The organism is Burkholderia sp. Ax-1724 (assembly GCF_011752995.1).
Lineage (GTDB): Bacteria > Pseudomonadota > Gammaproteobacteria > Burkholderiales > Burkholderiaceae > Paraburkholderia.
This window is the reverse complement of the sequence record NZ_VWWL01000014.1, coordinates 39607-59166: the sequence shown is the minus strand read 5'-3', so window position 1 is coordinate 59166 and position 19560 is coordinate 39607. Positions and strand designations below refer to the sequence as shown.

The 19560-nt window shown below is 64.5% G+C and carries 15 protein-coding genes; 7 read left to right on the top strand and 8 right to left on the bottom strand.

Annotated features, from left to right (window positions below; translation table 11 throughout):
• Positions 1-32: 32 nt before the first annotated feature.
• Both F3J19_RS17820 and F3J19_RS17815 read right to left on the bottom strand, forming a co-directional pair.
• Positions 33-1271 (bottom strand): efflux RND transporter periplasmic adaptor subunit, encoded by a 1239-nt coding sequence (locus F3J19_RS17820; RefSeq protein WP_167043684.1) that lies wholly within the window; start codon positions 1269-1271, stop codon positions 33-35.
• 33 nt (positions 1272-1304) lie between these two features.
• Positions 1305-2159, bottom strand: coding sequence for an alpha/beta hydrolase (locus tag F3J19_RS17815; RefSeq protein WP_167043682.1), 855 nt, complete (start codon positions 2157-2159; stop codon positions 1305-1307).
• A gap of 171 nt (positions 2160-2330) precedes the next feature.
• Between F3J19_RS17815 and F3J19_RS17810 the strand changes: the two genes are divergently transcribed.
• Together F3J19_RS17810 and F3J19_RS17805 are read left to right on the top strand one after the other, a co-directional pair.
• A complete protein-coding gene (locus F3J19_RS17810) occupies positions 2331-3335 on the top strand; it encodes a LysR family transcriptional regulator (protein ID WP_167043680.1) in 1005 nt (334 codons plus the stop codon).
• A gap of 289 nt (positions 3336-3624) precedes the next feature.
• Positions 3625-3930: a DUF4148 domain-containing protein gene (locus F3J19_RS17805; protein ID WP_167043678.1), complete on the top strand. Its 306-nt coding sequence runs from the start codon at positions 3625-3627 to the stop codon at positions 3928-3930.
• Positions 3931-4249: 319 nt separating this feature from the next.
• Here F3J19_RS17805 and F3J19_RS17800 read toward each other — a convergent pair whose 3' ends face one another.
• The 4 genes from F3J19_RS17800 to F3J19_RS17785 all read right to left on the bottom strand — a co-directional run bounded on the left by F3J19_RS17800 (position 4250) and on the right by F3J19_RS17785 (position 12328).
• Positions 4250-5158: a cation diffusion facilitator family transporter gene (locus F3J19_RS17800; protein ID WP_167043676.1), complete on the bottom strand. Its 909-nt coding sequence runs from the start codon at positions 5156-5158 to the stop codon at positions 4250-4252.
• A 219-nt stretch (positions 5159-5377) separates the two neighbouring features.
• The gene (locus F3J19_RS17795) at positions 5378-10219 is read right to left on the bottom strand and encodes an NAD-glutamate dehydrogenase (protein ID WP_167043674.1); all 4842 of its coding nucleotides are present in this window, start codon (positions 10217-10219) and stop codon (positions 5378-5380) included.
• A 244-nt stretch (positions 10220-10463) separates the two neighbouring features.
• Positions 10464-11294 carry an alpha/beta hydrolase gene (locus tag F3J19_RS17790; protein WP_167043672.1) on the bottom strand — a complete coding sequence of 277 codons (831 nt, stop codon included), beginning with the start codon at positions 11292-11294 and terminating at the stop codon, positions 10464-10466.
• Positions 11291-12328, bottom strand: coding sequence for a M14 family zinc carboxypeptidase (locus tag F3J19_RS17785; RefSeq protein WP_167043670.1), 1038 nt, complete (start codon positions 12326-12328; stop codon positions 11291-11293). Before F3J19_RS17785 ends, F3J19_RS17790 begins: the two co-directional genes overlap by 4 nt.
• A 328-nt stretch (positions 12329-12656) precedes the next feature.
• Here F3J19_RS17785 and phnC point away from each other — a divergent pair, with 328 nt between their 5' ends.
• From phnC to phnE, 3 genes are all read left to right on the top strand, one after another.
• Positions 12657-13544: a phosphonate ABC transporter ATP-binding protein gene (phnC, locus tag F3J19_RS17780; RefSeq protein WP_167043669.1), complete on the top strand. Its 888-nt coding sequence runs from the start codon at positions 12657-12659 to the stop codon at positions 13542-13544.
• A 71-nt stretch (positions 13545-13615) separates the two neighbouring features.
• Positions 13616-14590, top strand: a complete 975-nt coding sequence (gene phnD, locus F3J19_RS17775) for a phosphonate ABC transporter substrate-binding protein (protein ID WP_167043667.1) — start codon at positions 13616-13618, stop codon at positions 14588-14590.
• Positions 14587-15435 (top strand): phosphonate ABC transporter, permease protein PhnE, encoded by an 849-nt coding sequence (gene phnE / locus F3J19_RS17770; RefSeq protein WP_167043665.1) that lies wholly within the window; start codon positions 14587-14589, stop codon positions 15433-15435. Before phnD ends, phnE begins: the two co-directional genes overlap by 4 nt.
• 67 nt (positions 15436-15502) lie before the next feature.
• Here phnE and F3J19_RS17765 read toward each other — a convergent pair whose 3' ends face one another.
• Positions 15503-15847, bottom strand: coding sequence for a DUF4148 domain-containing protein (locus F3J19_RS17765; RefSeq protein WP_167043663.1), 345 nt, complete (start codon positions 15845-15847; stop codon positions 15503-15505).
• A gap of 255 nt (positions 15848-16102) precedes the next feature.
• Here F3J19_RS17765 and F3J19_RS17760 point away from each other — a divergent pair, with 255 nt between their 5' ends.
• Positions 16103-16609 (top strand): thioesterase family protein, encoded by a 507-nt coding sequence (locus F3J19_RS17760; RefSeq protein ID WP_167043661.1) that lies wholly within the window; start codon positions 16103-16105, stop codon positions 16607-16609.
• Between the two features lie 106 nt (positions 16610-16715).
• Here the strand turns inward: F3J19_RS17760 and F3J19_RS17755 are convergent, their stop codons facing one another.
• Positions 16716-17678 carry a response regulator gene (locus F3J19_RS17755; protein ID WP_167043659.1) on the bottom strand — a complete coding sequence of 321 codons (963 nt, stop codon included), beginning with the start codon at positions 17676-17678 and terminating at the stop codon, positions 16716-16718.
• A 426-nt stretch (positions 17679-18104) separates the two neighbouring features.
• Between F3J19_RS17755 and F3J19_RS17750 the strand changes: the two genes are divergently transcribed.
• Complete coding sequence (locus tag F3J19_RS17750) at positions 18105-19163, top strand: hypothetical protein (RefSeq protein ID WP_167043657.1); 1059 nt, start codon at positions 18105-18107, stop codon at positions 19161-19163.
• Positions 19164-19560: the final 397 nt, after the last annotated feature.

Genomic DNA, 19560 nt, shown 5'->3' with positions numbered 1-19560 from the left:
AACGTTGAAACATGCGCGCTGGCGCGTGCGGCTCACGAATTGCCCTTTGTGCTCTTCGTGCTGTCCGCGCCGGCGTCCGCCTTCGCGCGCGTTTGCGCGAGCGGTGCGCTGTTCGGGTCCTGGTCGGCCGTCATCGGCACCATGTGTGCGCGAACCGCATCGCCGGGACGCACGCGCTGAATGCCGTTCACGACGATGCGGTCGCCCGGCTTCAAACCGTCCTTGACGACGCGCAGATCGCCCTGCATCGCGCCCGTCGAGATCTCGCGATAGACGACGTGGTTGCCCTGATCGACCACGAGCACGAACTTCTTGTCCTGGTCGGTGCCGACCGCGGCATCGTCGATCAACAGCGCCGGGTGCGGCGCGCTGCCGCCCACTTTCACGCGCGCGTAAAGGCCCGGAATCAGCGCGCCGTCCGCGTTGTCGAACTTCGCGCGCACACGGATGGTGCCCGACGACGTATCGAGGCGGTTGTCGACCGACTCGATCGTGCCGCTGCGCGAGTAGCCGGTTTCATCGGCGAGACCGAGTTCGACCGGCACCTTGCTGCCGTCCTTCGCGCGGCTCAGGTATTGCAGGTAGGTCTGTTCGTCCGCGTCGAACGATGCGTAGATCGGCGAAACCGACACGAGCGTGGTCAACGGCGCGGCACTCGCGCCCGCCGACACGACGTTGCCGACCGTGATCTCCGCGCGCGACACGCGGCCCGACACCGGCGCCGTGATCTTCGTGTAGCCGAGATTGATGCGCGCGGTTTCGAGCGCGGCTTGCGCGGCCTTCAGGTTCGCGCTCGCCTCGCGCGCGGCGTTCTGCTTCTCGTCGTAGTCGCGCTTGGCAATGGCGTTGTCGGCAATCAGTCGCTGCGCGCGCTCCCAGTCGCTTTGCGTGTAGCCCGTGCGCGCCTGCGCGGCCGCGAGCTGTGCTTCGGCGCGATCGACTTCGGCCGCATACGGGCGCGGATCGATCACGAACAGCGTGTCGCCTTTCTTCACGAGCGCGCCGTCCTTGAAGTTGACCGAGACGATCGTGCCCGGCACCTGCGAACGCACGTCGACTTTCTCGACGGCTTCGAGACGGCCCGAATAACTCTGCCAGTCGGTGATCGTCTTTTGCACGACGGTCGCGACGTCGACCTCGGGCACGATGGTCGGCGCGGCCGGCGAACTCGCATCGACGCGAATCGCGCCGAACGTGCCGAGCCCGGCGAGCACGAGCACGGCTAGCGCGGCAAACGCCACGCGGCGGCGGGAAAGTGGAAGGATGGTCATATGTAGCTCCGGTATCGTTGATTGAAATTCTGTTTATCGATGCGCGCGCGTGTCGAAGCGCCACTGAAAAAAGCGCACCGCTTCCTGCAATGCGGGCGGATGATCGGCGAGCGCCGCGTGCGAAACGCTCGGATAGCGGGCCACCTGGGTCTGCACGCCCGCGTCGATCAGATTGCTTGCATACTTCTCGGCCTCGACATGCAGCACGTCGTTCTGCGCGGTCGCGATCAGCGTGGCCGGCAAACCCGCGAGCCGCGCCGATTCGAGCGGCGCCGCGTACGGATGCATGCGCTGCGAGGCTTTCGGCAGATACGCGCGATAACACGCGGCGCACTCGCTCGCGGTGATGTCGGAACCGAGGCGCCGCTCGTCGCCAAGACGCGTCAGGCTCGGATCGAGCATCGGTCCGAACAGCGCCTGCGCGGCGATCGGCACGTCGCCGCGGTCGCGCGCGATAAAGGCGAGACAGTTCGCCAGCTGGCCGCCCGCATCGTGACCGGCCACGCCGATCTTTCTGCTATTGCCGCCGAAAGCACGCGCCCGCGTCTGCACCCATAGCGCCGCGCGATGCGCGTCTTCGGGCGCAGCCGGAAACGGAAACCGCGGCGCAAGCGAATAGCCGACCGACACGACGAGCGCCGGCAAGTGTTCCGCGAAATAGCGCGCGGCAAAGTCGGCCTGCTCTATCGAGCCGCGGGTAAAGCCGCCGCCGTGGAAATAAAGCAGTACCGGCAGTGCGGTCTTTTTCGCAAGCCGGTACAAACGCAGGGTGATTTCCTGTGCGTGTCCGTCGATCTGTACGTCGGTGATTTCGAGTGCCGCCTCATTGGCTTCCGCGGCGCTGTCGTCCACGGGAACAAAGGAATACGGCGATTTGAATGCATCCATGTCGAGCCGCGCAAATGCGCATAAAACTTCAATGGTGCGAATTGTGGGTTCGGCAGACTCGTAAATAAATGCCTATAATCCGGCAACACAATTCGGTGCCTCTGAACAATCCACCGCGATTGCTCCGCGGATTCCACTCCGCCACTGCGCCCGTCTTCATGGAGGTTTGCGATGGACCGGCTTCAGGCCATGCAAGTGTTCACCCGTGTCGTCGACACCAACAGCTTTACCCGCGCGGCGGAAACGCTCAATTTGCCGCGCGCGTCGGTCACCACGATTATTCAGAACCTCGAAGCGTTTCTCGGCACCCGCCTGATGCACCGGACCACGCGGCGTCTGTCGCTGACGCCGGACGGCGCCGCGTATTACGAGCGCTGCGTGCGCATCCTCGCGGACGTCGAGGAAACCGAAGCCAGTTTTCAGAGCGGCAACAAGAAGCCGCACGGCAAGCTGCGCATCGACATGCCGGGGTCGCTCGGCCGCCTGATCGTGATTCCCTCGCTATGCGAATTCCACACGCGCTATCCGGACATCGACCTGCAGCTCGGTTTGACCGACCGGCCGGTAGACCTGTTGCAGGAAGGCGTGGATTGCGTGCTGCGGGTCGGCGCGCTGCAGGATTCGTCACTGGTCGCGCGCCGCATCGGCCTGTTCGAGGGCGTGACCTGCGCGTCGCCGGACTACATCGAGCGCGCGGGCATGCCCGCGTCGCTCGAAGATCTCGACAACCATAAGGCCGTCAATTACTTCTCGAGCCGCACGGGCCGCACGCTCGACTGGGCGTTCCTCGTGAACGGCAACGAAGTGGAAGTGAAGATGAAGAGCATCGTGTCGGTCAACGACGCGGATGCCTACGTGACTTGCGGACTCGAAGGCTTCGGCCTGATTCAGCCGGCGCTCTTCATGGTGCTGCCGCATCTGCGTTCGGGCCAGCTCGTCGAAGCGCTGCCGGAGTTGAAGCCTCTGCCGATGCCGATTTCCGCCGTCTATCCGCACAGCCGCCATCTGTCGCCGAAAGTCCGCGTGTTCGTGGACTGGATCGCGGAAGTGTTCGAGCGTTGCCCGCTGCTGAGCGGACGCTACAGTCTCGACGCCACCTGCACGAAGCGCACTTTGGAAGAACGCGAGTCGGCCCCGGTACGCGATACGCCGATGATGACCGAGTGGGTCGCATGAGAACCTCATCAGCGTCCCCGACGCGCTGCGTGGCTCTGCCCACATTGAAGTACTCAAAAGTACGCAAACTGAAACAGTGAATTACAGCCGCGGCTCCAATGCCGCGGTTTTTTTTAAAGCCTCGTCGCAGCCTGCGCAGTCGCGGCGATGGCCCGGCCTCTCGCGCGATTGTTCTGAAATCGCGACAATTCATTTCGCGAAAGCGGGATTTACCCGTACCGCACCGACCTCTACAGTTCACCCTGTCGCAGCGCCATCTGTGCTGCCAAGGAATCGACAGGAGTGAATCATGAAACGCAATCTGCTGGCAGGTCTCGCTCTTTCGCTGCTCGTCAGCGCTCCGGTATTTGCGCAAGGCGGTGGCGGCATTGGCCGCGCGGGAACTTACGACACGCAACCGGCGGCGGCCGCGAGCACGAAAACACGTGCCGAAGTCAAGGCCGAACTGGTCGCCGCGTATCGCGACGGTTCGCTGCCCTCGCTCAATCGCAACGCGTATCCGGACAAAGGTCTGATCGGCCAAACGCAAACGGCCCGTATCGCGCTACAGGAAGGCACGAGCGGCAACGTGACTCGTGTAGCGGCAGGTCAGTAACGCATCAGCCAAAGCGCGCTCGGCGCGACGATCGATTTTCCATCGGAAGTGGCCGCCGATTCGTCGCCCGCGCACTCTTCATCAAGGAGCTCACCATGACACCGTCGGAACTGGACAACTGGAATAGCGATACGCCCGTGTGGATGCCGTATCGTCCGTCGCACCATTGAGATTGAGTGTGGGTTGTTGCTCGCGGCACCGGCTGTGATGCGGCTGTGATGCGGCTGATATGCGCGATATGTGCGCTGTGCCCGCAAGCATCGCTTCGCGGGCGAAGCGCCATTCGCAAGCACTCGCGAATGCGCGTCGCGACGCGGCTTTATGCTTCGCGCGGCACGTCGGGCTCGAAGAACACCCAACGCACTTGCGGAAAGGTGGCCTGCAAATCGGCTTCGATCACGTTGATCGCATCGACCATCGCGCGGCCGCTCGCATAATCGATCATTTCCGCCTGCACCGCGACGACGACATGACGCCCCCATTGCAGCGTAATCATATTGATGATGCTGCGAATCTCCTCGCGCGCATGCAGATGCGCCTCGATCGCGCGGCGCACTTCCGGGCTCGCCGACTCGCCGACGATCATCGATTTCACTTCACGCGCAACAAGCCACGCAATCACCATGAGCAGGAAACCCACGCCGATCGAACCGAGCGCGTCATAGACAGGATTGCCGGTCACCATCGTCAGCAGCACCGCGATAAACGCGATCGCGAGGCCCGCGAGAGCGGCAATATCCTCGCCTGCCACGACCAGCAGCTCGGCTTCGCGCGTCTCGCGAAACCAGCGCCACAGGCTTTTATCCGGATGCGTCTTGCGAATCTCCTTGACGGCGCCCCATAGCGACAGCGATTCGAGCACCACCGAAATCCCGAGCACCGCCAGCGCGACAAACGCAAACTGCAACGGCTCGCGCGCCATCACACGATGTACGCCTTCATACACCGAGAACGCGCCGCCGACAAAAAACAGCAGCAACGCAACGAGCAGCGAATAGAAATTGATTTCGCGGCCGCTGCCCATGGGATGCAAGGGACTGACCGGCTTGCGCGCTTCGCTCAGGCCGAATAGCAGAAGCAGTTGATTGCCGCAGTCGGCGGTAGAGTGAATCGCTTCGGCAAACATCGCGCCGGAACCCGTAAACGCCGCCGCCGCGAACTTGCAGACAGCGATACCGAGATTGGCGGCGAGTGCATAAAAAATGGCTTTCGGCGATTCTTCTTTCATCTTCGGGAAGGCATCCGTGAGTTTTATCTGAGTTTTATCGGAAGTTGCCGACAGGCAACTCCCGTATTATGAACACGGCGAGTTGGACACATCCAACTCGCCGCGCTGAGCCGCGTCATCTTATGCTACCTCGCTCCACGAGCTGCCGATGTACGCGGTCGGTAGTCGAGCCCTTCCATGCGCGCCGTCTCTCCTGTCGCCACGCTCCCCCTCGGACGCTCACTGTGCCCTTTCCAGTGCCGCCATCTCGCGCACGACCACGAGCAGAACGGAAAGACTCGCGCCGCCGGTGGCGCGCAAGTCGGCTAGCAGACGCGTATAACGCTCGATCTGCGCGGCACGTTTTTCGTGCCACGCCTGCACGAGCGAGTCCGGCGTCGATGCCTCGTTCGCGTCCGCCAGCACGCTCGTGGTCAGCGCGCGCTTGAGCCGCGCGAGTTCGGCCAATGCCGAGGCGCGCGCCAGCATGTCCCAGTGCGTCGGCGCCGGCAGCGAAGCCGCGCGCTCGCTGATCCAGCCATAGTTCAATAGCGTGCCGAGCGCGAAGTAGACGCCTGCCACCTGTTCGAGACTGCGCCCGCACGTCGATGCAACTTCGGCGATATCGAGCAGCGCCGCCGATACCTCGCCGCTCGCGATACGCACCGCGAGGTCGCTATCGACACCGGCATCGACGAAGCCGCGCTGCCGCTCGGAAAGCGCTTCGAGATCCGCGCGCGGCAGCAACGCGGGCCATTGCGGCGCGAGGCGCTGCGCCGCATCGCGGCAGCGCGCGAGCAAACCGGCCACGTCGTCGCCGGCCGCGCCCGATTGCAGATGCCGCAAGAACCACAGCGCCGAACGTTCGACGAGCCGCGCGACTTCGGCGAACATGCGCGCCTGCACGTCATCGGGAACGCGGTTGTCGAGCGCGTCGATATCACTCCAGATCCGGTCGAGATCGAACACGTCGCGCGCCATGATGCAGGCACGCACGATATCGCCGGGCTGCGCGTCGGTTTCTTCCATCAGCCGATGCACGAACTCGCAGCCCACGCGATTCACCAGTGCATTGGTCAGATGCGTCGCGAGAATTTCACGGCGCAGCGGATGGCGCTGCATCGGTTCGCGGAAACGCTGCCGCAATGGTTTCGGGAAGTACTCGATCAGCATGTCGCCGACGAGCGGGTCTTCCGGCATCGACGAATCCAGCAGTGCGTCATATAGCCACATCTTGCTGTAGGCGAGCAGCACGGCGCGCTCGGGTGTCGTCAGGCCCTGCTTCGCGGCCGCGCGTTCGGCGATTTCCTCGTCGGTGGGCAGAAACTCGATCACGCGATTGAGCCGCCCCGCACGTTCCAGATAGCGCATCAGGCGCGCTTCGGCATCGAGCAGTTCGACGCCGAAGCGGCCCGCGATCGACAGCGCCTGGGTCTGATAGTAGTTGTCCCGCAGCACGAGCAGGCCCACTTCGTCGGTCATTTCGGCGAGCAGGGCATTGCGCTGCTTCTCGGTCATCTCGCCGTCGGCGACGACGAGCCCGAGCAGAATCTTGATGTTGACTTCGTGATCCGAACAATCGACGCCTGCGGAATTGTCGATCGCATCGGTATTGATGCGGCCGCCACGCTGCGCGAATTCGATGCGCCCCAATTGCGTCAGGCCGAGATTGCCGCCCTCGGCCACGACCTTGCAGCGCAGATCGGCGCCGCTCACGCGAATCGCGTCGTTCGCGCGATCGCCGACCTGCTGATGCGTTTCGCGGCTCGCCTTCACATAGGTGCCGATGCCGCCGTTATAAAGCAGATCGACCGGTGCCTGCAAAATCGCGCGCATCAGTTCGGCCGGCGCGAGTGCCGCCGCGTTGATGCCGAGCGCGGACTGCACCGCCATCGACAACGGAATCGTCTTCGCGCTACGCGGGAACACGCCGCCACCCGCCGAGATCAGCGACGGATCGTAGTCCGCCCAGCTCGAACGGTCGAGCATGAACAGCCGCTCGCGCTCGGCGAGACTCGCGGCCGGGTCGGGATCGGGATCGAGAAAGATGTGCCGGTGATCAAATGCGGCAACGAGCCGGATATGCGGCGACAACAGCATGCCGTTGCCGAACACGTCGCCCGACATATCGCCGACACCGACCACCGTGAAGTTCATGCTCTGCGTGTCGACGCCCATCTCGCGGAAGTGCCGTTTGACCGACTCCCATGCGCCGCGCGCGGTAATGGCCATCTTCTTGTGGTCGTAGCCGACCGAGCCGCCCGACGCGAACGCATCGTCGAGCCAGAAGCCGTATTCCTGCGAGATCGCGTTCGCGTAGTCGGAGAAGGTGGCCGTGCCTTTGTCGGCGGCGACGACCAGATACGGGTCGTCGGGATCGTGGCGCACCACGTCGGGCGGCGGCACGACGTCGGTGCCCGCGAGATTGTCGGTCACGTCGAGCAAGCCGCGCAGGAAGGTCTGATAGCACGCGACGCCTTCGCGCATCCACGCATCGCGCTCGCTTTGCGGCGGCGGATTCTTCACGACGAAGCCGCCCTTCGAGCCGACCGGCACGATCACGACGTTCTTCACCATCTGCGCTTTCATGAGGCCGAGCACTTCCGTGCGGAAGTCTTCACGCCGGTCGGACCAGCGCAAACCGCCGCGCGCGACGCGCCCGCCACGCAAATGCACGCCTTCGACACGCGGCGAATAGACCCAGATCTCGAACATCGGTTTCGGCTCGGGCAAGCCCGGCACCTGCGCTGGGTCGAACTTGAACGACAGGTACGACTTCGGCCGCCCTTCGGCGTCGTAGCGATAGTAGTTGGTGCGTTTGGTCGCCTTGATGACGCCGAGGAACTGCCGCAATATGCGGTCCTCGTCGAGATTCGGCACCTGGTCGAGCGCGCTCTCTATCGCCGCGAAACGGCTTTCGACGCGCGCCTCGCGCACCGCGCCGAGCGCCGGATCGAAGCGCGCGATAAACAGTTCGACGAGCATGCGCGCGATCGCCGGATTGCCGGTCACCGCGCGCTCGATATACGCGTCGCTGAACGTCGAGCCCACCTGGCGCAGATACTTCGCGTACGCCCGCAGAATCGTCACCTCGCGCGCATTCAGTTGCGCGCGCAAGACGAGGCGATTGAAGTCGTCGCTTTCGATCGCGCCGGTCCAGACCTGCTCGAACGCTTCCTCGAACAGGTCCTTCACGCGCTCGATGTCGAACTCGGCATCGTCCGCGAGTTCGAGGCCGAAGTCGTGAATCCATGCCGGCGTCGCGCCCAGTGCCTCGATCAGATAAGGCCGCTCTTCGTCGACCCGCACGCCGAGATGTTCGAGCATCGGCAAGCTGCGCGACAACGCGATCGGCTGGCCCGCGCGATACACCTTGAAGCGGAACGCGCGCGGTCCCGATTCGATCGGGCGGTACAGGTTCATCGCAAGCCTTTCGCTGCCCTGCACGCGCTCGATCAGCTCGATATCGCGCACCGCCGTGCGCGCCGGATAGTCGTCGCGATAGCCGGCGGGAAATGAGTCGCCGTAATGCTGCAGCAGACGGTTGCCGTGCTCTTCGCCATACACGTCGAGCAGCGCGTCGGCGAGATCGTCCTGCCAGCGGCGCGCAACCTGTACGAGCCGCGCTTCGAGCTCGCGCGTATCGACGTCCGGCATGCCGCCCGGTTTCGCATGGACGACGAAATGAATCCGCGCAAGCGTCGACTCCGAGAGCAGCGGCGTGAATTCGACGTTCTCGCCGTTGAACGCATCGGCGAGCAGGTTGGCGATACGCTGCCGCAAATCGGTGTTGTACTTGTCGCGCGACACGAACACGAGGCACGACACGAAGCGGTCGAAGCGATCGCGCCGCACGAACAGACGCGTGCGCTGATGCTCCTGCAAACGCAGCACGCCGAGCGCGGTGTCGTAGAGCTGATCTTCGTCGGCCTGGAACAGTTCGTCGCGCGGGTAAGTTTCGAGCACCGTCACGAGCGATTTCGCCAGATGCCCCTTCGGCAGGAAAGCGGCGCGGCGCACGATATTGGCGCATTTGCGCCGCACGATCGGAATTTCCGCAGCCGAAACGAAATACGCGGTGGACGTGTAAAGGCCGATGAAGCGCCGCTCGCCGCTCACCTTGCCGTCCGCGCCGGTCAGCTTGATGCCGACATAGTCGAGATAGCCGGGCCGGTGCACGGTGGCGCGCGAATTGGCCTTGGTCAGAAAGATCGGCGACGTGCCGGCAATGATCTCCGTCGCAGCCGGCGGCAGCGGCGTGATTTCCGCGGCGCCGGCGGGCCGCAGCGCATCGCGCAGAATGCCGAGGCCCGAGCCCGGCACGGCGCGCAAACCATAGCCGCTGTCCTGCTGCACGAGTTCGTAGTCGCGCTGGCCGAGAAACGTGAAGTGATCGGCGACCATCCATTCGAGGAACGCGCGCGCTTCGACGCCTTCCGCACCCGTCTCGCGAACCTTGAGGTCCTGGATCGTCGCCTTCGCGCACTCGATCAGCTTCGGCCAGTCTTCCACGGCCGCGCGCACGTCGCCGAGCACGCGCGCGATGTCGTCGCGCAGTGCGTCGAGTTTTGCGGCATCGCCGCAACGGTCCACTTCGAAGTGAATGCACGAGGTCAGGTGCGAACGCGTATCGCCGGCTTCCTCGGCGCCCTGGCTCACGCGCTCGATGCTGCCGTCGGCCGCGCGCCAGATGCGAAACACCGGATGCACGACCGAATGCAGCGCGAGCCCCTCGCGGTTGACCGCCATCGACACCGAATCGACGAGAAACGGCATGTCGTCGTTGACGATCTCGATCACCGTATGATCGGAGTGCCAACCGTGCTGTTCGAGGATCGGGTTATAGACGCGCAACCGCTGCTGGCCCGGCGCGAAGCGCTGCGCGGTTTGCCAGTGCGCGAGCGCCGCGCCGTAGAGATCGGCGATCGAGCGGCTTTGCAGATCGCCGCTGTCGACGAAATCGTAGTAATGCCGCAGGAAAGGTTCGACGATGTTGAAGGTCGGCTCGGGCAGCCGTCCACGCGCAAATTCGACGACATCGTTCAGCAGGTGCGTGACGGCTTCTTCGTTCTTTGCTTGCATGATCGACTCCCCTGGCTGGCGGCAATGGTGAGTATCGTGTGATTCGCAGGCAACGTCTGACAATGGATTATGCGCCCGTCGCGCGCAATCAGATCGATCGGCGCGCTCAGGTAATACCCGCTGCGTTTTTTCGCGGCGCCGCAGCGCATCGCGCTGCACTGCGGCAGTCCGCGCCGGCTGACGGCGAGCGGCTGGCGGCGCGGCCCGCTTACGGCGCGGGTCTGGCCGCCGCGCTTGCTGGCATCTACGCCGTGGCCGGCCCGTCCCGCTGCTCCAGCCATGCGCGAATCTGCGCCGCCATCCACGCCGGATCGTCGTGCGGCAGATCGTGCCCGGCCCACGGGTGCACGCGATGCCCGGTCCGCCACGCCGCCGCGAGCTTCGTCGAACAGGCCGGGTTGACGAGCCGGTCCGCCCGCGCGGAGAGGATCAGCAAGGGACAACGCGGCGCGGCGCGCGCCGCCGTGAAACGCGCCGCGGCCCATAGCTGCCGCAGCGCATTCGCGCGGCTCACGGGCGCGGCGCGGCGAATCCGCGTCCACGTATCAATATCGGTGCCCAATGTTTCGACGTTATTGCACGTGAGCCGATGAATGCCGCGCTCGGCCTCGACAGCATCGCTCCAATGCATGGCGATGCCGAGCAGACCCGGCCACGCCGACGGCCGCAGCCGTTCATGCGGACGGCTGAACGGCCGCATGCTCGTGTTGATCAGCACGAGCCGCTCGATGTCCTCGGGATAGCGCTGCGCCCAGTCGGTCGCCACCATGCCGCCGAGCGACATCGCCAGCACGCTGTACGGCCCCGGCGCCCCCGTTTGCAGAGCCGCTTGCCGCACGAACGCCACCATGCCCGCGACCGTCGCCGGAGCGCGCCGATCCGCGAACTCGCCGTTGCCTGGCAGATCGAGCAGCAGCAGGCGCGGGCACGCCGGCGCGCCGCCCGCGGCATCGCGCAAGGCCTCGCCCGATGAGTGGCTCGCGGTCTGGCTCAAATGCTCGCGCAACGCATCCGGCAGATGCCCCCAGTGCCGGGTTTCGCGCGTAAGCCCGCGCAGCAGTATCCAGGTGCTCATACGGCGTCCGGCCTGTACCAGAGATCGATCGCGCTTTCCAGCATCTGCTCGCGGCGCTTGCCTTGCGGCAGCCAGCGCTGCGACGAAAACGCCGCGCGCGCGAGGAAGTCGAGCAGGTTCGCATGGCGCCGCAGCACGCGCGCCGTGCGATGCGCCTTGACCGGATTGAACATGCCCTGCCGCGAAAACAGCTGGCGCGGGTTCTTCTTGATCCACAGCCACGAGCCGAGTTCGAGCGTCATGGGCAGGAAGATGTTCGGCGCCGGCACGCGATCGTAAGCGTAGTCCCATAGATCGCCGTGCACGAGATACTGGTGGCTCTGCGGCTCGAACTTATAGCCGTGGTGCGGATGCGCGTGCTCGAACATGCTCTTGAGCACGTACATTTCCGGCAGATGCGGCATCCGCTTGCGCGTACGCGCATAGGGAAACCAGATGCTGTCGCTCCAGCCGTAACCGGAGTGGCAATCGAGCGCGATGCTGAGCGGGCGCGTGGCCAGTTGCGTTTCGACGACCTGCAGCAGCGCGGCCGCCTCCGGCTCCATCGGCTCACCCGCACGGCCGCGATACCACGGCAGCCACGCGCCGACGCGCTGGCCGCCCGCGAGCAGCGGCACGCGCGCATCGGCATCCTGCGGCGCGTTGCGCATCAGATCGACACCGCGCGGATTCGCGCGCGTCGCCGCCCACATGCCGCCCGGATTGGCAATCGGCAGAAAAATCAGGCGAACCGACTGCAATTGCCGCACCAGCAATTCGTCCCACTCGAGCCGCGCGAGCAGCGCGCGCATGTAGTCGAGCACCAGTTGCGAGCCGATCCGCTCGAGGCCGTGAATGCCGCCGAAAAAGCCGATGGCCGGCGCGGACGGATCGGACGAACCGATGCTCGCGGTATAGACCGAAAAATGCCGGCCATGCACCGCGGTTTCGCACACGGCGCAGATTTCGAAGCTCGCACTGCCGTGGTCGAGAATCGACTTGAGATCTTCGTATTCCGCAAAGCTGTCGGGAAGAAAGCTCAAAGGGGTCGGCATGACGGCGTGAAGGATGATTGGGGACGGTCCCTGGATAACGCAATATAGCCTGGCCGCGTGTCGGCACTCGCGCGCGGCACGGTAGCGCACGAATCGTGTCATCCGTATGTCATTTTTCATTCTTCGGCGCATCGCGATCGGTGCCCCCCCGCTTCGCCGCTTCGGCTGACTTCCGGCTGACTTTGTTTTGCCATCCTGACGACATACAGAAAGGCATGAAATATATAGTCGTCTAGACGTTGCGATGCCTTCACTGAACCGTCACAGACGCTTCCTAGAATGTCCCCCACGCATACCGGCAGCGGCCGGCTGCAACGAGGAGAAACAGATGGAAACGATCCGTGAAGCCATTCGAATCGAACGTTTGAGCAAGACGTTCGGCAATGGACGCAAAGCGCTCGACGAAATCGATCTGCGAGTCGCGCCCGGCGAAATGGTCGCGCTGATCGGCGCATCGGGTTCGGGCAAGTCGACCTTGCTGCGGCACATCGCGGGCTTCACGGCCTCCGACGCCCAGCCCTCGCAGATCGAGATTCTCGGCCGGCCGATCCAGCGGAACGGCCGCATCGTCGGGGAAGTGCGCAGCATTCGCCGCGACATCGGCTTCGTGTTCCAGCAATTCAATCTGGTCAACCGGCTTTCCGTCGAAACCAACGTGCTGATCGGCGCGCTCGCGCGGCTGCCGTGGTGGCGCCGTCTGACCGGCCTCTTTCCGCAGGCCGAGCGCGCGCTGTCGCTCGCCGCGCTCGACGAAGTCGGCATCGGCGAACATGCGCGCGAACGCGCCGCGAATCTGTCGGGCGGTCAGCAGCAGCGCGCGGCACTCGCGCGTGCGCTCGTGCAGCGCGCGCGCATCGTGCTCGCCGACGAACCGATCGCCTCGCTCGACCCCGAATCGTCGCGCCGCGTGATGGACATGCTGCGCGCGCTGAACGTCGAGCATGGCATCACGGTGCTCGTGTCACTGCATCAGGTCGACATCGCAATGCAATACTGCGCGCGCACGATTGCGCTGCGGCGTGGCAAGGTCGTCTACGACGGCCCTTCCGGTGCGCTCACGCCGGCACTGCTCAAGAAGCTCTATGGCGACGACGCGCACGAACTGCTCGACGACACGGCGCACGAGTCCCTTGCCGACGCCCCCGCGCAGCACAACGACACGAATCGCGCCGCCGCGCACTACCCGTTCACACTCGCTGCCGCGCCCTCGAACTAAATTCGCATCGGGCTGCAACACGCCGCATCGCCCATCCACCCCATTCCGCTCACTCAACCAGAACTTCACCCATGAAACTCCTGCGCTCACTGATTACGCTGGCTGCCGGCGCAGCCGCTTTCGCCTGCGTCGCCGCGGCTCATGCCGAAGAAATCAACCTCGGCATCATCTCGACCGATTCGTCGGCGGTGCTCAAGCAACGTTGGGAACCGCTGATCGACGACATGAAGAAGCAGACCGGCCTCGACGTGAAGGCATTCTTCGCGACCGATTACGCCGGCATTATCGAAGGCATGCGCTTCAACAAAGTGCAGATCGGCTATTTCGGCAACGCCTCGGCACTGGAAGCCGTGGATCGTTCGAACGGCGAAATATTCGCCAAGGCACAGCACGCGAACGGCGACAGCGGCTACTACTCGCTGCTCATCACCAACGTGAACAGCCGCTTCAAGACGCTCGACGACGTCTTCAAGAACACCAAGGACGTGACGCTCGGTTACGGCGATCCGAACTCGACATCGGGTACGCTGGTGCCGGCTTACTACCTGTTCGCGAAGCACAACACGCCGGTCAATACGTCGTTCAAGAGCGTGTTGCCGTCGAGCCACGAGGCGAACCTGCTCGCCGTCGTGAACAACAAGGTGGACATCGCGACCAACAACAGCATGGCGATGGCTACGCTCAAGCGCGAGCATCCGGACAAGTTCGCGCAGGTGCGCGTGCTGTGGACCTCGCCGCTGATTCCGTCGGACCCGCTCGTGTGGCGCAAGGATCTGCCGCAAGCGACCAAGGACAAGATCCGCAAGTTCTTCCTGAACTATGCGAAGACCGATCCGCATGAAAAGGCGGTGATGGCCGGCATTACCGAATACAGCGGCTTCGAGGCTTCGTCGGATCAACAGTTGCAGCCGATTCGCGAGATCGCGCTGTTCCAGCAGAAGCAGAAGGTCGAGGCCGATACGCATCTGTCCGACAGCGAGCGCAAGACCCAGCTCGCCGAACTCGATGCGAAGCTGAGCGCGCTTAGCGCACAGCAGAAGCCATGAACCCGGCCGATCTGGTCACCTCGCCGGCGCCCGCGGACGACCCGTCCGCAGCACGGGCGGCGGCGCGCGAGGCGCGGGCGAAGGCCGCCGGCAAGCTCAGCTGGCGCTCGCTGCTCGGCTGGATCGTGGTGCTGGCGGTTCTCGGCGGCACATGGCATAGCGCCGACATGCGTCCGTTCGATCTCATCAGCGACGCCGGGAACATGGGGCAGTTCGCGAAGGACTTCTTCCCGCCCGACTTCACCGAGTGGCGCACCTACGTGCATGAAATGTTCGTGACGCTCTCGGTCGCGATCTGGGGCACGGCCCTCTCGCTCGTGTGCGCGGTGCCGTTCGGCCTGATGTCGGCGCACAACATCGCGCCGATGTGGGTCGTGCAGCCGGTGCGCCGCCTCATGGATGCGTGCCGCGCGATCAACGAAATGGTCTTCGCGATGCTGTTCATCGTCGCGGTCGGCCTCGGGCCGTTCGCGGGCGTGCTCGCGCTGTGGGTGCACACGACCGGCGTGCTCGCGAAGCTGTTCGCCGAAGCGGTCGAGGCGATCGATCCGCGTCCGGCCGAAGGCGTGCGCGCGACCGGCGCGACGCCTCTCGACGAAATCGTCTACGCGGTGCTGCCACAAGTGCTGCCGCTGTGGATTTCGTATGCGCTGTATCGCTTCGAATCGAACGTGCGTTCGGCGATGGTGGTCGGCATGGTCGGCGCGGGCGGCATCGGCGTCGTGCTGTACGAGGCGATCCGCTCGTTCGACTATGCGCAGACGTCCGCGCTGATGATCATGGTGATCGTCGTCGTGACCGTGATCGATCTTAGCTCGGCATGGCTGCGCGACCGGGTGATCTAAGTCAGGGTGATCTGATTCAATGCGCGGGGAGCGAAACCGCTCCTCGCACCGCCGCTTCCTCGATTCATCAGCGCGCGTAATTCACCACCGGCACCGAGTACGAACTCGGGACGAAATCGGCACGGCCGCCGCGCTGCGACGAACCGTGCGCCGGCGCGCCGTAGCCGCTATTCCCCACCGCCTGATTCTGGGCCGAGACCTTCGCTTCAGCCGCCTGAATATTGGCCGGATAATCGACGACGTTCTCGGTGGCCGGATCGTAACCGACCTTTTCGAGCTGGACCAATTCGGCACGCACCTGCGCGCGCGTGACCGGTTCGTTAGCCTGATTCGACTGGGCCGAGGCCGCGAGCGGCGCGGCAATGAGAGCGGCGATAACGGTAGCTTCGATCAGCGACTTGATGGTCTTCATGATGTCCAATCTCCAGAGATTGCTTCGTTCGGTTGCCGCGGCGCCTTGTGCAACGACCGGTTGTCCGCAGCGGTGAAGCCAGTTTAGAAGCCGGCTGTATCGCACAGAAGCCCCTGAACCATGAATTCACTGTTGCGCTAGCCACCACAATGCGTGGCCGGCATATCGGCCGTGCGGTCAAATCGTCATGCATTACACTGATGACGCACAACGAAGCGCCCACGCCATCGCATCCGATCGAGGAGACCCGCGCCCATGCCACCAGCCGTTGCCCTGCCTTCCTATCGCGCAACCGTGCGCGCCGAATGGGTCGATTACAACGGCCACATGCGCGACGCTTTCTATATGCTGCTTTTCAGTCTCGCCGGCGATGAGCTGATCGATCTGATCGGCCTGCCCGACAGCGTGCGCAAGGAACGGCGGCGCTCGATCTACACGCTCGAGGCCCATCTCAACTATCTGCACGAGATCAAGGAAGGCGCGCAGGTGCGCATCGACATGCGCCTCCTCGCGCACGACGCGAAACGAATCCACCTGTACCTTGAAATGTTCGCGCTCGACGGCCAACGCGCCGAACCCGTCGCCGCGAGCGAGCAGATGCTGTTGCACGTCGATACGAGCGGGCCGCGCAGCATCGCGTTCGATCCCGACGTCGCAGCGCGCGTGCGCGAACTCGCGGAAGCCCACGCCGCGTTGCCGCCCGCGCGCTTCGCAGGACACGTGATCGGCCTGCCGGCCGTCACACGGCGCCACGCGACATAGCGGGAGACCCGGCAAACGGGCGGGTGAACAAACGGGCGAGCAGGCGAGCGATTGCTCGCACGGAAAGAGCGCCGCCCCCGACCGGCGGGCGGCGTATCGACGCAGTTCAGCGATTACGCTGGGCGCGCCATTGCGAAAACGTTACGAGGTCGATACCGACTTCGGCCGGCTCGATACGCGTCCAGCCATAGAACGCGTCGTCCCACTCCGGAATGCCGCGCGGCGTCAGCGTCCTGAACTTCATGCCGGAGCGATAGGCGAGGTCCGGCCAGAACAGCGGCATAACCTCGCGCACCGCGAGTTGCCGCAGCAGGTCGGACGGCCCGCCCTCGTCGGCGACGATCTCGCCCTGCGAGATCCAGTCGTTCTCGGCCCACGCGACGAACACGCTCGGATTGCCCGCGCTGTCGAACATCAGGATCACGTTCTGCTCGGGCCGCCAGTAGTACTCGACGATGCCCTGCGCGGCCACCACTTCGTCGATCACCTTGCGCGTGCGTGGATCGCAGTAGGTCATGCCGTTCTCGCCGAGCGCGAGCCAACCCGATTCCGCGCAATGGCGGCTCTTCGCGTCCTTGAGGAAATGCAGGAGACGGTTGGCCGAATCGGGATCGGTCTTGCGCAGGTACAGGTCGACGATGCCGGCGTTGAACGCCTTGACCGCGACGGTTTCATCGGCGACACCGGTGAGCAGCACCTTCGCGCAGCGCAGATGCGAGATCGACGCGAGAAATTCGACCCCGCCGATGCTCGGCATATCGTAGTCGACGACAACCGCCGCCACTTCCTCGAAGCGCGAGGGCCGCGCGACGATATCGCGCTCCGCCGAGGTCTCGACGAAACGCTCGACACCCGGCTCGCTCAGGCACGCCGACGACGATGCGAATTCGAGCGAATTCTCGCGCGCATGCTGGCGGATATAGTTGAGCGCGGTTTGCGGCCGCGTGAAAAACAGATTGGTGTGGGTGTCTGGGAAAAAACGGCGCAGCGCATCGAGGTAGCTGTCGTTGTCGTCGACAAACACAACCGTGGACGGATAAAAAACGGGGGGTCGAATAAAGTTGTTCATGTTTTCACGTGGTTCATCACGCCGCCGCTGGAAGCGCTCCCGCAGGCACAACGGCCTGCCCTGACGACGATAGCCGAACCGTGGCCGGTGGTCGGCTCCGCTGCTACATAGTACAGGCTCCCTGCATGAACAGCACAGCTTGCGTTGCAGGGCGACCGTTGTATGCCAATCGAATAAGAAACGATTTACTGGCTCGAAAACGAAAATCGTAGTAGGCGCGAAAAAACAGGCGATCTCGATGATTCTCGATGACACGAGCAAGGAGCAGGAACGCCGCTTGCTCACTCGCTTGCGCGCTCCATGGGTTCCAGGTTCATTCCGACATCAGCCATCCGAATAGCCTCGACGCGGCGGTGGAAAGCGTCGTCGCGGGAGCCTGCGTTTATCATCGATTAATTGCAGTTCATGAAGATTGTTGGTTTAGATATGACGAATACCGGTAAGTTGTTGATAGTCGGCCTGCTGCTGATCGATGCAGGCATCGCCGGTTATCTGCTGTTTCCCAAGGACGACAAACAGCTCGAAGTCGCCGGCGCGGTGACAGGCAGCCCCGATAACGACGCGGCATTGGACTCGCAGGGCGGCTCGCCGCGTGTGACCGGCGGCAGTGTGTTGCCGGCCTTGCCGGCCGACGGTGCTGCGGGCAAGGCGGGGCAGTTGCCGCGATCGCAGCAGTCTGCTGGCGGGGCTTTGCCGGCACAGAATGTGGTGCCGGCCGCGCCGGCCGCTCCTGCTCCGGCCCCCGCACTCGCGGCCGCGCCCGCCCCGAGTGCCGCGCCCGATGCCGGCCAGATCGTCACCGGGCGAATCGATAGTGCAGTGCCCGCTGCACCCGTTGCACCCGCACCGGCGCAGCCGCCCGTGTCCGCGCGTGCGCAGGCCCAGCCGCTCATGCAGCCGCAACCTCAGCCGCAACCTTTGCCACAAGCACAAGCTCAGCCGCAATTTCAACCGCAGCCGAGGCCGCGACCGGCGCAGCGCGTCGAGCAGGCACAGGTGCGCAGATACGACGTACCGCGCGCGAACGGCGCAAACCCGTATTCCAACGCGATCCCGAACGCCAATGAAGGCACGAACGCCGTCTCGGCGGCACTGACGCAGCAACTGGTGCGGGAATCGGCGAGGCCCGATCCGTCGCTGCCGATACCGTCCAGCGCCGGCGCGCCGCCGCAACCGCCGCAACCGCCGCAACCGCCAATGCCGACAATGCCGACAATGCCGACAATGCCACAAATGCCGATGCCAACCGGCCGTGGCTCGAACCCGGTTGCGTCGGCCATGACCGATCAGCTGGTGCGGGAATCCGCGAAACCCGATCCCTCGCTGCCGATGCCGTCCGGCGTCAGCGTGCCGCTACAGCCGCAAATGCCGGCCAGCCGGAGCACGAATCCAGCGGCATCGGCAATGACCGACCGGCTCGTGCGCGAATCGTCGAACGTCACGCCGACTCAACAGGCGCCGTCGCAGGCCGCCGGCAAGCCCTGAGGGCTGCGCGCGCGGAGGGCTGTGCGGAGGCTGTGCCTCGCGCAAGAACCGGCGGCGCGCATTGCGAGCTGCCGGCGCCGACTCGCGGCCTCTGACTCGTCTGCCACGCCTCGCGGCCCGACCCGCCATCAGCGAGGCCGCCCCGTGGCCGCTCATGGCATGCACCCCGATCGTGCTAATTGCCTCCGCCCTGCCCTCCCGCTGAGCGCCGGAACAGGATAAGCTTCGCCCCCTCGCTGTTTTCGCGCTCACGCCGGTGTTCCGGAAAACCCTGCCTCGTCCCCACACGGCCCGCGCGAGCCGGCCGGCGGGCGCTTGTTGCCGCCACTGGCATGCCGCGTGCTTATCGACGGCCCGCAGCCCATTGCACGACGAAGCACGACGCATCCAGATCACT

What these genes read in the sequence shown, in the direction of transcription:
- F3J19_RS17820 (WP_167043684.1), bottom strand. Translation starts at nt 1,271, where the DNA reads ATGACCATCCTTCCACTTTCCCGCCGCCGCGTGGCGTTTGCCGCGCTA.
- F3J19_RS17815 (WP_167043682.1), bottom strand. Translation starts at nt 2,159, where the DNA reads ATGGATGCATTCAAATCGCCGTATTCCTTTGTTCCCGTGGACGACAGC.
- F3J19_RS17810 (WP_167043680.1), top strand. Translation starts at nt 2,331, where the DNA reads ATGGACCGGCTTCAGGCCATGCAAGTGTTCACCCGTGTCGTCGACACC.
- F3J19_RS17805 (WP_167043678.1), top strand. Translation starts at nt 3,625, where the DNA reads ATGAAACGCAATCTGCTGGCAGGTCTCGCTCTTTCGCTGCTCGTCAGC.
- F3J19_RS17800 (WP_167043676.1), bottom strand. Translation starts at nt 5,158, where the DNA reads ATGAAAGAAGAATCGCCGAAAGCCATTTTTTATGCACTCGCCGCCAAT.
- F3J19_RS17795 (WP_167043674.1), bottom strand. Translation starts at nt 10,219, where the DNA reads ATGCAAGCAAAGAACGAAGAAGCCGTCACGCACCTGCTGAACGATGTC.
- F3J19_RS17790 (WP_167043672.1), bottom strand. Translation starts at nt 11,294, where the DNA reads ATGAGCACCTGGATACTGCTGCGCGGGCTTACGCGCGAAACCCGGCAC.
- F3J19_RS17785 (WP_167043670.1), bottom strand. Translation starts at nt 12,328, where the DNA reads ATGCCGACCCCTTTGAGCTTTCTTCCCGACAGCTTTGCGGAATACGAA.
- phnC (WP_167043669.1), top strand. Translation starts at nt 12,657, where the DNA reads ATGGAAACGATCCGTGAAGCCATTCGAATCGAACGTTTGAGCAAGACG.
- phnD (WP_167043667.1), top strand. Translation starts at nt 13,616, where the DNA reads ATGAAACTCCTGCGCTCACTGATTACGCTGGCTGCCGGCGCAGCCGCT.
- phnE (WP_167043665.1), top strand. Translation starts at nt 14,587, where the DNA reads ATGAACCCGGCCGATCTGGTCACCTCGCCGGCGCCCGCGGACGACCCG.
- F3J19_RS17765 (WP_167043663.1), bottom strand. Translation starts at nt 15,847, where the DNA reads ATGAAGACCATCAAGTCGCTGATCGAAGCTACCGTTATCGCCGCTCTC.
- F3J19_RS17760 (WP_167043661.1), top strand. Translation starts at nt 16,103, where the DNA reads ATGCCACCAGCCGTTGCCCTGCCTTCCTATCGCGCAACCGTGCGCGCC.
- F3J19_RS17755 (WP_167043659.1), bottom strand. Translation starts at nt 17,678, where the DNA reads ATGAACAACTTTATTCGACCCCCCGTTTTTTATCCGTCCACGGTTGTG.
- F3J19_RS17750 (WP_167043657.1), top strand. Translation starts at nt 18,105, where the DNA reads ATGACGAATACCGGTAAGTTGTTGATAGTCGGCCTGCTGCTGATCGAT.